The sequence below is a fragment of the Thermodesulfovibrio sp. TK110 genome (assembly GCF_054658355.1).
Genome location: NZ_BAAHNB010000001.1, coordinates 1,711,626 through 1,726,369, shown reverse-complemented (window position 1 = coordinate 1,726,369; position 14,744 = coordinate 1,711,626). Strand labels below are relative to the sequence as shown.

Below are 14,744 nucleotides of genomic sequence, written 5' to 3'. Positions count from 1 at the left end.
TCTATGCCAGATTGTAAGTGCTTGAAATTTATAGGCTTTTTTTGAAAGACAAATGACAATTTTGTAGAACTCAACAAATTTGTAAAGTTTTTTGAAATTTTGTTATAAACTCTGTTTTTTAAAAAATAGTCACTGTCTCTTCCCTTCCTATGCCAAAATAATCGGAAGAGATGCCTCAATCCGCTAACCTTCTGCAGGCTCGGAAATCTCTTCTCAGCAACACTGTCCAAGCCTGGCGAAGTCGGATGTGGCAATTTCCTGCTTGTTTTCTACATTAAGGAAGAGATTCCTCGCCTTTGCCTCGGGATGACAAAATAATGTATTATTCTTATTGAACAGCCTCCATTACTTATAACTCTTTTTTCTCAACTCTGGATGTGCCTCAAAATAATCATTGAGCTCATCAAGTGTAAAATTATCAAGAAAATTAAGTTCATTATCCCAGCCCCAGCTTCTTTCTATCTTCCTTGCATAGGGAGCAATATTAGATATGTCAATATTAATGTCCTCTCTGAACTCATACCCTCCTTCATAACGAAGCATCTGAAGGTAAATTTTGTCTTTTTCAGTGAAAATCTCTTCTACCTTTTCATAAACTGGCTTGAGTTCTTTGAGATAAACCTTTGAAGAACTGCTTAATTCGGGCTTACGCGCTGGAAATGCTTCAATTATCTTTACTCTTTCATTCTCATTTATTCCAAGACTTCCCGGGAGTATGAGCACGAGCTCTACTTTCCCAACTCCTCCAATAATGTTTGAGGTTTTTAAGGGATAATAAAGTTTGTCTGATTTAAATCTGTAAATTAAAGGTTCAATAAACTGTTGTGTGTTATTTACTTCTACATAATCAAACACAAAGTATTTAATCCCCCTTTTTATATAATCTTCGGCAATAGCTGAAAAATTCTTAAGGGCTTTGATTTCAATCTTTTTAATTCCTTTTTTATCAAGAAAATCTATGACCCAGCTGTTAAATCCATTTATGTCATTTATCTTAATCACTGTTACATCGTGAAGGCCTATTTTCTGACTCAGTTTTATCTCCACAGGCTCAGCACTTGCACCACCTTTGTAAAGAGCTTCAAACTCTATCCTTTTTACTCTCAAAAGTTTATTTATCACTTCAAACGGACTTCCCTTAGCAAGGCTTACCTCTGGTTCTGAGGGAAAGGGAATAAATTCTAAAACTCCTGTTTTTTTACTTGCTTTCAATTCTGTCCCAAGAATTAATACCTCTTCTTTTTTGTTGTGAAATATTATTGCCCTCTGAGAATCCTCACTTACTTCTGCATCCCTATTCCACCAGAAATGCCCTTTATCTACAAATATTAGGGAGGGAGATAAAATCAGCAGGAAAAATATAATTACAATTAAATTTTTTTTCATTGTTCTGCTCCTTTTATTTTTTTAATCTTTCAGCATTTTTGCATGCACTATCATCTTTGAAAGTATTGCATAAATATAGATATTCCTCTCTTGCCTTTTGGGGCAAATCCAGTCTTTCGTATATCTCTGCTTTTTGCTGTGAAATTTGGGATGCAAACATGAACCAAAAGAAAGCTTCTGCCTGCTGTTTATTAAGTCTAGCAAGTTTTTTAACAAAATTAAGCATTGCAGAATCATTTTTTGCATTATTGATTTCAGAAATCAGGAAGATAAATTCATTTAAGCTCAATGCATTTTGTGCCTCAGGAAGGTTTTCATCCACAACTAATTTTGCTTTGTTTAAGTAATTTAGAATGTCACCAGAAAAAGAAGCAGATTCAACACTATAAAAGTGAACCAGTAAAAGCGCATCTATTCCTTCAGGTTTTCTTTTTTCAATAAGTTCAATACCTTTTTCAAAATATTGCCTGCTTGCTTCTACATGAGACATAAAAATGTATTCTTCAGCAGAGGCTATACCTTTTGAAATTTTTTGTTTAATGTTTGATACTATTTTTTCAAAAATTTTGTCCTGCTCTTCTTTGCTCATTTTTTCAATTTCTTTTCTTGTTAATCCTGTAACATTTTCCGAAATCTTTTCTCTCCATCCACTTCCATTAAGATAGTTATCTATTTTGGCAAATTCTGATAGACTGCCTCCTGATTCTTTTTTAAGTTCTGTTAGCAATTCTTCTTCCTTCTGTTCCTGCAATTTTTCAGCCTGTAGTTTTAATTCATTAGCTTTTAACTTTGATTCATTTATGAGTTCATCATACTGTTTTTCTTTATCAAGATTGTTTTGTCTAATCCAGTAATTTCTTGCAAGATTATAAGCTTTTACCTTTCTCTCGTAATATTTACTCAAACACTCAGAATCTTTCTCTTTACAAAGCCCTCTTGCGTTCTCTATTTCATTTAATGCTTTGATTAGATACTGTTCAATTATTTCGGATTGAGACCTTTCTAATTCAGCATTTTGAAGTTCATCCAGATATATTGAAGCCCTGAGATAATATAAATCTCCTTTCTTTGGAGCGTTTAAAGCTAATGCCCTGCTTATATCCTTCAAAATCCTTGCATTATAATCCTTTTCTTCGCTTATATTTAATTTCTCTGAATAATATTCTAACCATTTTAATTTATACAATATTTCAGCTCTTAATGCATAGGCTTGAGCATAGTTTTCATCCATAGAAATTGCTTTGTCAAGATTTTGAATTGCCTCTTTCAGTGTTTCTTTACTTTCAGTTCTGCTTAATGTTTCACCAATGCCAGCATAAGCCTGAACAAGTTCTGGATTGAGTTCCAATGCTTTTTTATAAGCTTTAAGCTGTTCCTCTTCATTGTAAACATTCTGAGCTCTTTCAAGCCATAGACTTGCCTTGTATTTTTTCTCTTCTTCAGAAATAAGTTTCGCTATTTTTTGTTTATCTCCAGCAGTTGCAAGTTCAAGCTGTCGTTTAAGTTTTGTTATTTCTTTGTTCTGTTTTTCAACATATTCCTTCAACCTTTTATATGACTCCACAATGCTTTGATCCTGACTTATTTTTTTAAAATTTGCCTCTATCTCTTCCTGGGTCATGGTTGCTTTTATTTTTACATAAAACCTTATTGCATCTACATCACCGAGAACTGTTTTTTTCTTTTCAATGACTTCCACTTTCATTGAATGATTGGCAATAACTTCAATAACATCACTTTCAAGAGCAAGATTTTTAACCTTTGTATAGCTTTTTACATATGCACCAGCCTGCTCTGCTGCTTTCTGCATTGCTGCCTTTTTTGCCCTTTCCTCTGCAACCTCCATCGTCTCTCCATTACCCATCACATATTCACCATCTGCAGTAATTATCACAGGCTCTGAAGAAAATGCCTTTTTAGAACCAATTGCTGCGACTATACATAGCACCATACAAAACCATATGAGCATCTTCTTATTCAAAATAGTCCTCCTTGTTTTTTTATCTCTGTTTACCACTTCTCATCCATAATCTCCTTACGCTTTTGTCTGTATTCTTCATCAGTAATCAGTCCATCTTTTCTCAATGCCTCCAGTTTTCTGAGTTTTGTCTCAAAATCTATTCTCTCTGGTTTATCACTTTCATCTATCTCCACTACATCTGTAGCAGTGAAAGGGATCCTCGTTTTCTTTGAATCTGAATAGGTTGAAAGATTTTTAATTGAATATATGATACCTCCAATACATGCAATAATCCAGATAATACGGAAAAGGGCAAAAGGAGTCTCATCAGGAGCATCGAACATTATAGCAAGTCCAAAAAATAGAAATATTACAAGCATTACAATCGTTATTTTTGATGCAAGAGGAGATGGTCTAACAGAGGCTATTTTAGGTTTTTCTTTCATATGGTAAATGCAATTACGCTGGTTTCAAAGGTTGATACTATCTCAGTTTTAATTAAAAAGATGCTCACTATTCTGTTTAAAAACATTAAGGCAGGCAAAGACAACACAGCAAAAAGAATATAAAAAGTCTTTTTCATCTTTATCATGACTGCAACCACAATCCCTGCAATCCAGAAGACTATTGCGATAAGATAAAAAATTACTATTAATTCAGGAAAACCAGGGATTTTCTATCCTCCTTAATTTGATAATTAAAACATTTCTTAAAGATTACCATCCTGCCCAAAAATATTCAAGGTAAAATTCACATTACTGTCTGCATAGGTAGCAAGTTCAAGGGTTTATTTAAATTTAGCTTTTAAAGGAAATCTGTCAGGATTTTCAATAATTTCAATACTTAAATCCACATCAAGGTCAGGCCAGTAAAAATGTCCTGGTGCAATCTCTTCAACATTTAATATTTTTTTAATAGGGACATCTTTAAACCATGGAAAATCTTCATACGATAAAAATAACTCTCTATCTCCTGTTAATAACCATATGCCATGGCTTGATATATTAGTTACCTCAACTTTTAAACCATTCGTACCAGGCGTTTTTGATTTCATCATAATGTTTCTCCAAAATATCTTCAATTTCTTTCAATTGTTTTCTTGAAAGATTAAAATTTTTTGCAAGTTCTATTTCAGGTTCTAACCAGAATTTGGCTTAACCATCAGCACAATGTATATGAACATGCATTCTCTGTTCCTCTCTTGAGAAGAAAAAGAATCTATATCCTTTCTTGATAAATATCGTCGGACTCATATATGCTAATTTTAGCATAACTCTAAAATCAAACATGAGCGAACTTTTTCCGTCTTCCCGAAATCTTCATCTCACCTTTCCCACTGGAAATGACTGACCTGTTGGTGTTGCTGTTGGATACTGTGCTTGTTTGAATATCTTTTCTGCAAGGGCTGGCACCTCACTGTCTGCATAGGTGGCAAGTTCAAGGGTTTTGATAAATCCATCTTTATCTGTATCTGCCTTGCCTTTTAAACCTTCTGTAAGCACATAGGTAAATAGCCCGTGCCCCTGATAACCCTCAAGGGCTTCCTGCAGGGATGTAGAGGCTGATATAATCGTTGAGCCAACTGCCTTTGAGAGAATCTTTACCGCTGTCTCTTCACTCATCCCCCTTGTAAGCATTGCCATCTGAAGTGCCTCTCCAAGCTTTCCTGCATTGCAGGTATCTATTACAATGAGTTTCTTTGTTGATGGCACATTAGCTATGAGTTCCTTCAATTCTGCCTGTGTGAGGGCATCTTCTTTAAGTCTAAATGTGCTTAAAGAACCTACATTGCTTGTTATAAGAAAATATTCTCCCTCATCCACTGTCCCATGACTTGCTACATAAAAGACAAAGACATCCTCTGGATTGAGATTTTTGAATGCCTCAAGGGTCTTTTTAATATGCTCCTTTGTTGTTTCTTCTTTTGTTGTCAAAAGTTTTATCTCTACCTTCTCAAACAAAGGTTTTGCAACCTGCCAGATTGTCTCTGAAAAGAGCTTTGCATCTGCAACTGCGTATTTGAGTGTAAGTTTCGGGTTTTTGTATTCATTTATGCCAATTGCAACCACATACATTGAAGGCTTTTTAATGCCTATACTTGCAATGACCTTATGCACTGCAGGATTGCTCTGCATGGTATTATCACCATTGAATGCAACGGCTTTTATCACATTTTCACCATTTAAGAGCTTTACCGTATAGGTCTTATAGATAGACTTCTCTCCTTGCTTTGGAGTAATCTTTACTCCCCTTACACTGTCAACAAGCACTGCGGTGTCATTCAAATAAAGCCTTATATCACCAATGCCAGCACCAGAATCAGTAATCTTTACTGTAACCTTTATCTCTTCTTTGTCAGTTTTTTCAGGTGTATCAATTATCTCCACCATTGGTGGTGTGCCAGCATCAGCAAGGGTTCTGTATCCTTCAAGGGATTTACCAGCAAGGGCAAGCTTAACAAGGTCTGGACGATAAAATGCCTCACGGTAGTTCTCAATACCATATACATTATTGCCTATGCGGACATTTAAATATTTATCGCCATTTGGCGAGGCATTGTAGTAACCCTCTGGGGTGATAACGATCCATTCACCGTCAGTGAAGAGGATGAACTGGGCAATTTCTTTGCCTGTTTTTTTATTGAATAAAACTATATTCGGTTTGAAAACTTTAAGGGTTAAATTACCTGTTTTTGATGTTTGATCACGCTCTGTAACTATTATATTATCTCCATCTTTGCTTTTAACTACATCTGGGATAAAATTAGGAATAGATTTAACATCAATGCCTATTTTTTCTAACCTTGCATCCTTTAAGTTCCATACAATGAAACGATTCTTATTTCTGTAATCATAAGAGATAGCATAATCCTTAAAAGTTCCTTTCACTATCCATTCCTGATAAACTGGTTGGTTTCCAAATTTAATTAGTTTATTGTTGTTAATATCATATAAAATGAGAGTGGTGTGGTCTTCATTTACTGCTAAGATAAATTCTTCATCTATTGATAAAACAGGGCGGGGAAAACTTTTTACTTTCAAATTAGCTGGTGAAACATTGAGTTCATTGTTTTTTATTTTTATCTCAGCGTTTTCAATTAAATTACTAGCCTCAGAAAATTTAATTGATACCTTACTGAAGTTGTTGTAATCCCCTGACTTCAAAACATAAGGTACATAAGGTTTATGATTAAATTTGCTGAACAATCTTTCCAAGTCATTTCTGTGAAACACAAGATACTTGGCGAAATTTAAATCCTTTAGAGACCTAAAAGGTCCATCTTCTATGGATATTACATCTCTGAAAAAATCATTGAAAATAAAACTCTGGACATCAACTTTATCATCTATAAAATTATAAGAAATTAGAATATCTTTTTTATTATCTTCGTTTCTATTATCTATCAAAATAAGTAAATTGCTTTCATCATTTGAGAAAAAAGAAAATAAGATTGATGAAAAATCTAATTCCTCCTCTTTAAACTCTAAAACTTTATTCCTATATAGCCTTGATGTTTTTCTATCCCATATTTTAAGTACAATTCTCCAGTTGTTGCCAAATTTATAATTAGAAATGGAAGCAACATAGTTAATAGGACCTAATGCGATTGAGTCAATAGGTTCTGTTTCAACATGACCTATGTTGGCAAAAATTTCAGGACTGTCCGATGCAGAACTGCTCAAAGCTACAGTGCCTAACAATATGATAATTGTTATAAATAGTAGAAAAATTCTGCTTAAATTCAGCTCATCATAATCAATTTTAATTTTATCCATTTTCTCCTCACCTCACTGCCACTGGAAAGTCTGGAACGGTTACGGGTTTTGTGGTTACTGGGGTTTGTTTTCCTTTTGTGAGTTCCTTCACCCGCTCTGCGATAAAGGCATCAAGCATGTTTATTGTTATCTTTCTCTTGCCAAAAAGGTCTGCCTTTCCGTTTATCCCTTCTACAACTGCCTTTGTGAATGCACCATTTCCCCAAGCTGGGTCTTCAAGGGAGTATTGCCTTCCTGTTGATGAGGCAAATACTACAACACCATTTTCTGCACTTGTAAGCTCATTTATCACCCCTGTTATGTCTGTTACTGCCCTCTTTCCCATTACATTTCCAGAATGGCAGGTGTCAACAAACATCACCACCTTGCCTGCAATGGATGAGACCGTGTTTTTTATGTCTGAAAAGGCAACTGCTGTCCTTTTGAGTTTGTCAATGTCTGCATTCTGAGGAAGAAAATAGTATATCCCTGCACTGTCATTTATGCCATGTCCTGCTATGAAAAGCATAGCAATGTCCTTGCTTGTTGTCTCTTTCTGTAACCAGTCAAGTCCATCAAGTATTTCATCCTTTGTTGCCTTTTCATCTGTAAGGAGTTTGACAACTACATCCTCATAAAGCCTTCCTTTCTGTGTCTTCATGGTCTTTATAAAGTCCTCTGCATCCTTTGAGGCAAACTTTAGCCTTAGGGATTCGTCTTTGTATCTGCTTACTCCTATGGCAAGGATGTAGAGCTTTGGCTTGACTATGAATTCCTCCTTCTTCCCCTGCCAGAATAGCCTTATGGTTGCTGGCACACTTGCTGAGTATCTGTTTTCTGCAATGAGGCTCAGTTCAAAATCCCTCTCTGGCACTGTTACTGTCAGCTCTCCTGCCTCTTCACCCTTTGGCTTGATTAAAAGCCCCCTTTTCTGTGATACTGGTCTTCCATCTATCAAGAGCTTTATTGCTGTTACTGGTTCTCCTGATGGGTTTCTAAGAGAGTATCTTACTGTGAGTTCATTCTTTGATATGCTTGAGCCGTCTGATGGTGAGAGTATGGTTATTACTGGTGGAAGTATGTCTTTAATAGAGGTCTCCACCCTTTTTCTACCTGATTCCTCATTTGCTAAGGCAATGGCTTTTTCTTCATCATAGGTTGTAAAGAGCTTTGCAATTATATCTGGTCTATAAAACCTGTCTCTGAACCTTGATACAGGAAAGAAATCCGCCTCTCTATCTTTTCCATTGTTTATATGCCAGCCTATGAGGTCTTCTGCATTAGGGCTTGCATCATAGTAGCCCTTTGGTGTCCATAAGACCCAGCGTTTTTTGTCTTTGTGTGGAAAGAGTGTAAGCAGTTCCTTACCATCCTCCATCCTGAACCACCTTATGGTTCCATCACCAAACCCGGCAACAACCACCCTGCCATTCCCAGAGATGTTTACAGCCCATACTACATCTGGTGCAGGCACTTTCCAGAGCTCATCTCCTTTTTTATCAAGGCATCTTAAAAACCATTCAGTTCCAAGGACAAACCTCTTTCCATCAGGTGATATGGCAAGGGAGCGTGAGATTTCATACTGCTTAAGTTTAATTGGCTTTCCATTTAGTTCTGGATTAAAATTATTCTTCCAGTCAGTTATTTTTATCCCTTCTATCTCAAATATGGGTGGTAAGAGCCTTAAGGAAGGCTTACCTGTCTTAAGTTCCCTGTTTTCTGCATCAAATACTGCTGGAGAATCGCCCAATATATCATAGCCAAATCTCACAATAGAGCCATCATAGGATAAAAGGAATTTTTCCCATTGCCCTCTTAGGTCTGCTTTCTCATTTCCCTTAAAAATAGCAAGCCTTCCAGATGCATCAACTATACCAAAAGACGGCTCAGCTGATGCAAAGGCAATGCCATTGTCCTTAAGTGGAAGTATGTGCATTATAGTATCTTCTGCTACAGGTATATCAATATAACTCCCTTTACCAGCCCTATCCCAGCGACGGATAATAAATTTCCATTTATTATCAAATAGTTTTGCACATCTTCCACCAGCATACAAAAACCTTCCATCATAAGACCATGTAACTTTGGAAAAATCACAATCTGAAAATTCAGATGTATCTGCCCTGTAAAGAGGCTTAAGGTCATCGGATGAAAGGATATCAAGATTTGGGGTATCTTCATATCCCACTGCTATCTTTGAGCCATCAGGAGAAAAGGATATATGATAAGGTCTTTTTCCACCTGGTGCCTTTTCTTTTTTAATTAAGTTGAAATTTCTGTCATAAAGCCTTATATAACCATCATAGGAGCTTACAACGAGCCTTCCATCACTACTAAAATCAAAGCCATAGACACTATCTCCATAAGCTTTATCCTCTTTTATAAGGGAATATCCATCTGTGGAATAGATTCTGATGCCATTATTTAGACCAAGCCCTGCAACAAGGAATTTGCCATCCTTTGAAAAGGAAAGATGGAATATTACCTCTGGCAGGCCTTTTATGGTCTTTATCAATCCACCTGTTTCCCTGTCAAAGATGTAGATGGAACAAGTTTTATCCCATTCATATCCTGTCCAGCCACCTGCTGCAATATGCCTTCCATCAGGGGATATTGCTACTGCATATATCTTTCCTTCTTTGCCTTCATCAACTGGCGGTCTTATGACCTTAAGGGGTCTGCCAGTCCTTAATTCCCATATCCTTATTGTCTTGTCAAGTGAGCCAGTTACAAGGAACCTCTCATCTTTGTCTATGCTGATTCTTCCAATCCCCGCTGTATGCATGCCTGTCTCTATCCTTAAGATCGGCTCTGCTGGAGGCTCAGATGCAAAGGAGTATAATGCATTAAGAAGGATAAGGATGATTATTAGTTTAATGGGTTTCATGTTACCTCCTTTCCACCCTTACGGGTGATTCAAAGTTCAAACACCCCTTCGGGGTGATTCAAAGTTTAAAATTCAAAGTTCAAAAACCCTTTGGGGGATTCAAACCCCTATCGGGGATTCAAAATTCAAAGTTCAAAGTTCAAACGCCTTGCGGCGATTCAAAGTTCAAAGTTTAAGGTTTAAATTTGTTTTCTTTGAACTTTGAATTTTGAGCATTGAATTCTTTTAAAAACTCCTCTACCTCCTCTCTCATGCTTTTATAGGGAGTTTTAAATTTTTCTCCTTTCATTCTACTACCTTTTAAATAGTTTATAAAGGCTGATAGCTGGGATGCCACATCTTTACAAAGATTATAAGCCCTTTTAAAATCCTTTTCCTCAATGTATTCAAGCTCTTTTGCCAGATACAGTTGTGACCTTACCTCTCCACAGGAGCCTTTAGCAATGTATAGAAACTGCAGGAACTCCATATTTGAGCCCCTTTCAAAACTTTCTGCAATATTTGAAAGAACAGAGACAGAGGCTCTTCTTATTTGGTCTGTTAATGAATAGTCTTTTTTAAAGCCTACTGTGTCTGTCAATGCATAAATCATTTTTGAAAGCTCCAGTGCTCTCTGCCAGACTTCAAGTTCCTCAAAAGAGCGTGGCATATTTTACCTCCTCAACACCCCTTCGGGGTATTCAAAATTCAAAGTTTAAAGTTCAAAAACCCTATGGGGGATTCAAAGTTCAAACGCCTTGCGGCGATTCAAAGTTCAAACACCCCTTCGGGGGGATTCAAAGTTTAAAATTCAAAGTTCAAAGTTTAAAAACCTTCGCCGTGCATAATAAACACTGCCCAATAAAATGGATTTGGATATTTTGCCTTCATCTTTGTTCGTGTCAGATTCATTGCCTCTGCCCTGTTCTTACCTGCTTTCAGATGGCTATACAAAGTCTTCATATATTCCACTGCTGGCTCAGATGCCACTTCCCAAAGGCTTACCACTACTGCCTTTGCCCCTGCCTGTTGAAATGCCCTTGTAAAATTTACAACTCCCTCTCCTTCAACCTCTTTCCCAACTCCAGTAACACAGGCAGATAAAACAACCATATCTGCATTGAGTTTCATGCCTGCAACCTCGCTGAGAGTTAAAAATCCATCATCTCCTTTATTTTCAACCTGAGAAAGCAAAATAAATGGCTCATTTATTCCCTGAATCATTCCAGGAAGTGAGGCATGGGTTGCAAGATGGATGTATCTGTATTTTTCAAGCCCTGCGTTTTTAAGATTTGTTTCATTAGCCATCACAGAAAGCAAAACCTGAGGTGGTTCTACCTTTACTCCCATTATCTTTGCAATCTCTCTTACTTCATCTTCTGTCTCTAAAAGTGGTGGAAACACTATCCTGTTTTCCCTGTCTTCATCTGTTACAGCGCCCCATTTTGCTTTTATTGCAAGACCTCTGAAGGCATATTGATTGAGATTTACAAACTGCACATCTTTTCTTCCCTGTTTCCATGCAATATATCTTGGGTCATCCTTGCTGTAAACAGGGTTGCCAAGTGCAAAAAGAGGCTTTTCAGGCTGCACATCTTTTAAAATCCTCTGAAGTGCCATAATAGTTGCTGATTGATAGTAGGTGATTGTGTATCTGTCTGCCACATATGTGCTGTCTTTAAAGTCTGTGCCTTCCTTTATAATGAGTGCTTCAAAAGGAAGTAATCCCAAAATTCCGTCTGGAACGATAATTATTCTTTCATTTTCTTTTACCTCTTTCAATGCCTCTGAAAGCAGAGTTTCATAAAGTTTTTTAGCCAGACTAACTGAAAATCTTGATGGATTCCTTGTATTCATTGGTTCAATGAATGACTTTACTGTATCTTCAAGGGACTGTCTTGTTAAAGGTATTTTTATAAGCCTTTTTACGCCACCTTTTTTGATGACAAATAAATATGTTGCATCATCAGTTATTGCATACTCAAATAAAACTTCATTCTCTCTCAATGGCAGTTCTTCTGCTTTAACAGGGAGTGGATAATGAAGTGCCGCATATCGTGGATGATTCTTTCTGAGCACTTCTATCAATTCATCAAGTTGTTTTTTTAATCCTTCTCTTTTCTGCTGAAGCTCCTTTACAGCCTGCTCACCTTTTTTTAATGCCTCTTCCCATCTGCTATCAATATATGAAAGCTCCTTAAAAAGTCTATCTTCAGCTTCTTTTAAATTCTTTGGTATTTCCTCGCTCATTGTTTTTCTTGCAGCACCTGCCATTGCCTCAAGAAGTGTGCGGGCTTTTGTAAGCTCTGAAAAATAAAAGGCTGCCTGTGCAGGATTCTGCCCAAAAGTGGAAAAGTTGAAAGCGCTTCTTCTTGTGCGAACTTGCCATGATGGAGCCTCTGGCTTAAAAGTTATTCTGCTGCCGGGAGTAAGGTTATAGTTTTTTTCTGCCATCTCATAAAGCACTGATATTATGGCTCTATATGGAGTGAGCCTTCCGTAATAGCCACCACCTGTAAAGAATTGTCCTTTTTCAGTAATGGACTGCCTCATGTCTTCAACTATGTTTATAGCATTCATGAGATTGATTGCTGCCTCCTGCAAAGCACCCTTACCTTTTAATGCCAGCCCTGCCTGAGTATAATACTCAAAGTGTCTATTCAGGTTATCTTTCCATGAAGGTGGGATCTCATTTACAAGCTTTAAAGCAAGATCATATCTGCCAGTTAAAAGATATACCTCTATGAGCCCGGGGTGAAGCATTCTGTTTGGTTTGATTCTTTCTTCAAGCCTTTTTCTTTCAAGAAATATCTGCTCTGCTTCTTTCAGTCTCCCCTGCTTTAGATAAACTGCTCCTATGTTATTAAGCCTTGTTTCAATAAAAGTGGGATTATTCAGCTTTCTATCTATTTCAAGGGCTTGATTCAGATATTTCAGTGCCTCATCATATCTGCCTGCTTTGAAATACTCCATACCAATGTTGTTTAATACATAAACAAGAGAAAATGGTCTTTGAAGTTGTTTTTCCATTTCAAGTGATTTTTTGTAATATTCAAAAGCTTTGTTGGAGTGACCCATTTTCCCATATACATGTCCGATGTTATTTAAAAGGGTTGCGGTTGTTGATAAATCATTTTCCTGCTTTGCTAGTTTTAATGCCTCTTCATAGTGTGATAGAGCCTTTTCATATCTGTTCATATCCATATAAAGTGTCCCAAGATTATTTAAGGTAACTCCTAACTCTCTTATAAGATTGTTTTTTTTCTGAATCTCTATTGCCTCTTCATAATAGGAGATTGCTCTGTCATGTTTGTAAAGGTCGCAATATGTATCGGCAATTTCTCTGAGAACAATTGATATGCCTTCGGCATTTTTATGCTTTTTTGCTATTCTTAATGCTTCTTCATAATAGGAAAGAGCCCTTTCATGCTGTCCCATCTGGGAGTAGGTTAATCCTATTTGAGAAAAATTTGCTCCAACTGATAACTCATCACCTTTTTCTCTATAAAGTTTTACAGATTCATTAAAACTTGAAAGAGCTTTATCATGCTTGCCAACCGCCCGTGCAGCTTTGCCAAGTTCATGATACACGATTGGAAGAGAGTCTTTAGCGCCGATTTCGCTGAAAAGTTTTCTTGATTCTTCAAGATAGTTATAAGCCTTATTGAAATCTATTGCTTTGCGATTGTATATTGAACCAGCAAGTAGCAGGTCAGTAGCAAGCCATTCTTTATTTCCAACTTTTCTTTCAGCATCAATTGCTTTTTCGTAATAAAACAATGCCCTCTTATCATCACCCAGTCCTTCATAGGATGAACCAAGACCGTGATAGTTGTTGGCATAACATTCATAATAATCTTTTCCGCATAATGCAAGGGATTTTTCATAGTAAGAGATTGCTTCCCTGTATCTTCCACTCTCATAGGCTTTATCCCCTAATTCCCACAGCCTTTCAGCCTCATTTTTTGGCTGTGCAAAGACAATTGAGGGCAGAAGAAGTAAAAATATTATGAAAACCTTTACCTGCATATGAACTTAACAGATGCCTTTACATTCACTAATTTTTCTTCTTTCTTTGGCTCAGGTGCTTCAACCATAGATTTTTCTATCATCATGGATTTGTAAATAGGTGGTTCCCAGAAATAAGGTCGCCTTATATCATAGTCAATGCTTGAGATTGAACAGGTTTTTCCAAGTTTTTCTCCTGCTTTCTTTGCAAAATTCTGTGCATTATCAATCATCTCAAGCTTAAGCTCGTTTTCTATTGTTTTTACAATTTTGCTTGATATAAGCCATTTGGGTTTGGATACTGTGTAGTTCATTTTTTCACCATATTTTTCTTTAAAACCATCAATTGTATCAAGAACCCTGTTTTGCTCTTTTGGATCACTTAATTCAAAGGAATAGCCAATCTCACCTTTATATCCTGAGCATTTTTTCCTATCCCTTTCCCACCAGCAGTTTTTATAGACTGAATAACTTCCTCCACTGTATTTGATATTTAGTGCTCTTATAGCTTTATCAACTGCACCAAGCATGTTAATAGCTTCTGCTTCCTTTTGAGCTGTTATAGTCACTTCAAGTGTCATGTTTAAAATATCAGGTGTGATCTCCTTTATTTCCTCAAGTGTCAGTGAAATACGAGTAACTCCATACTCCTTTTCTTCTGCATAGGCTGATGATAAACCAAGAGGGGTCCCCAAAAACTCATAGAGTTTTTGGGGTGCCCCAATGATGAATAATAAAGTTAAAACAAACAATGCAAGTCTTTTCATAT

General features: G+C 36.6%; 11 protein-coding genes. 1 reads left to right on the top strand and 10 read right to left on the bottom strand.

The window, feature by feature from the left end; genetic code table 11:
• Window positions 1-345: 345 nt before the first annotated feature.
• From ACYQ3X_RS09125 to ACYQ3X_RS09115, 3 genes are read right to left on the bottom strand one after another with little or no spacing between them, the layout of a single operon-like run.
• On the bottom strand, window positions 346-1,386 hold the full coding sequence (locus ACYQ3X_RS09125) for a hypothetical protein (RefSeq protein ID WP_460181501.1): 1,041 nt from the start codon (window positions 1,384-1,386) through the stop codon (window positions 346-348).
• Between the two features lie 13 nt (window positions 1,387-1,399).
• Complete coding sequence (locus ACYQ3X_RS09120) at window positions 1,400-3,367, bottom strand: hypothetical protein (protein ID WP_460181500.1); 1,968 nt, start codon at window positions 3,365-3,367, stop codon at window positions 1,400-1,402.
• A gap of 29 nt (window positions 3,368-3,396) precedes the next feature.
• Entirely contained in the window at window positions 3,397-3,792 is a 396-nt protein-coding gene (locus tag ACYQ3X_RS09115) for an SHOCT domain-containing protein (protein ID WP_460181499.1), read from the bottom strand.
• Between ACYQ3X_RS09115 and ACYQ3X_RS09110 the strand changes: the two genes are divergently transcribed.
• Window positions 3,793-3,915, top strand: a complete 123-nt coding sequence (locus ACYQ3X_RS09110; protein WP_460181498.1) for a hypothetical protein — start codon at window positions 3,793-3,795, stop codon at window positions 3,913-3,915.
• Between the two features lie 218 nt (window positions 3,916-4,133).
• On the opposite strand, the gene ACYQ3X_RS09105 is transcribed toward ACYQ3X_RS09110, so the two are convergent.
• The 7 genes from ACYQ3X_RS09105 to ACYQ3X_RS09075 form a co-directional block, all read right to left on the bottom strand.
• Window positions 4,134-4,400: a DUF2442 domain-containing protein gene (locus ACYQ3X_RS09105; protein WP_460181706.1), complete on the bottom strand. Its 267-nt coding sequence runs from the start codon at window positions 4,398-4,400 to the stop codon at window positions 4,134-4,136.
• A complete protein-coding gene (locus ACYQ3X_RS09100) occupies window positions 4,360-4,476 on the bottom strand; it encodes a DUF4160 domain-containing protein (RefSeq protein WP_460181705.1) in 117 nt (38 codons plus the stop codon). Before ACYQ3X_RS09100 ends, ACYQ3X_RS09105 begins: the two co-directional genes overlap by 41 nt.
• Window positions 4,477-4,665: 189 nt before the next feature.
• A complete protein-coding gene (locus ACYQ3X_RS09095) occupies window positions 4,666-7,122 on the bottom strand; it encodes a caspase family protein (RefSeq protein WP_460181497.1) in 2,457 nt (818 codons plus the stop codon).
• A 7-nt stretch (window positions 7,123-7,129) separates the two neighbouring features.
• Window positions 7,130-9,988, bottom strand: coding sequence for a caspase family protein (locus tag ACYQ3X_RS09090; protein WP_460181496.1), 2,859 nt, complete (start codon window positions 9,986-9,988; stop codon window positions 7,130-7,132).
• Window positions 9,989-10,160: 172 nt separating this feature from the next.
• Window positions 10,161-10,637 (bottom strand): four helix bundle protein, encoded by a 477-nt coding sequence (locus ACYQ3X_RS09085; protein WP_460181495.1) that lies wholly within the window; start codon window positions 10,635-10,637, stop codon window positions 10,161-10,163.
• A gap of 155 nt (window positions 10,638-10,792) precedes the next feature.
• Window positions 10,793-13,996 (bottom strand): CHAT domain-containing tetratricopeptide repeat protein, encoded by a 3,204-nt coding sequence (locus tag ACYQ3X_RS09080; protein WP_460181494.1) that lies wholly within the window; start codon window positions 13,994-13,996, stop codon window positions 10,793-10,795.
• Window positions 13,987-14,742, bottom strand: a complete 756-nt coding sequence (locus ACYQ3X_RS09075) for an SIMPL domain-containing protein (RefSeq protein WP_460181493.1) — start codon at window positions 14,740-14,742, stop codon at window positions 13,987-13,989. The genes ACYQ3X_RS09080 and ACYQ3X_RS09075 overlap by 10 nt, the downstream gene beginning before the upstream one ends.
• Window positions 14,743-14,744: the final 2 nt, after the last annotated feature.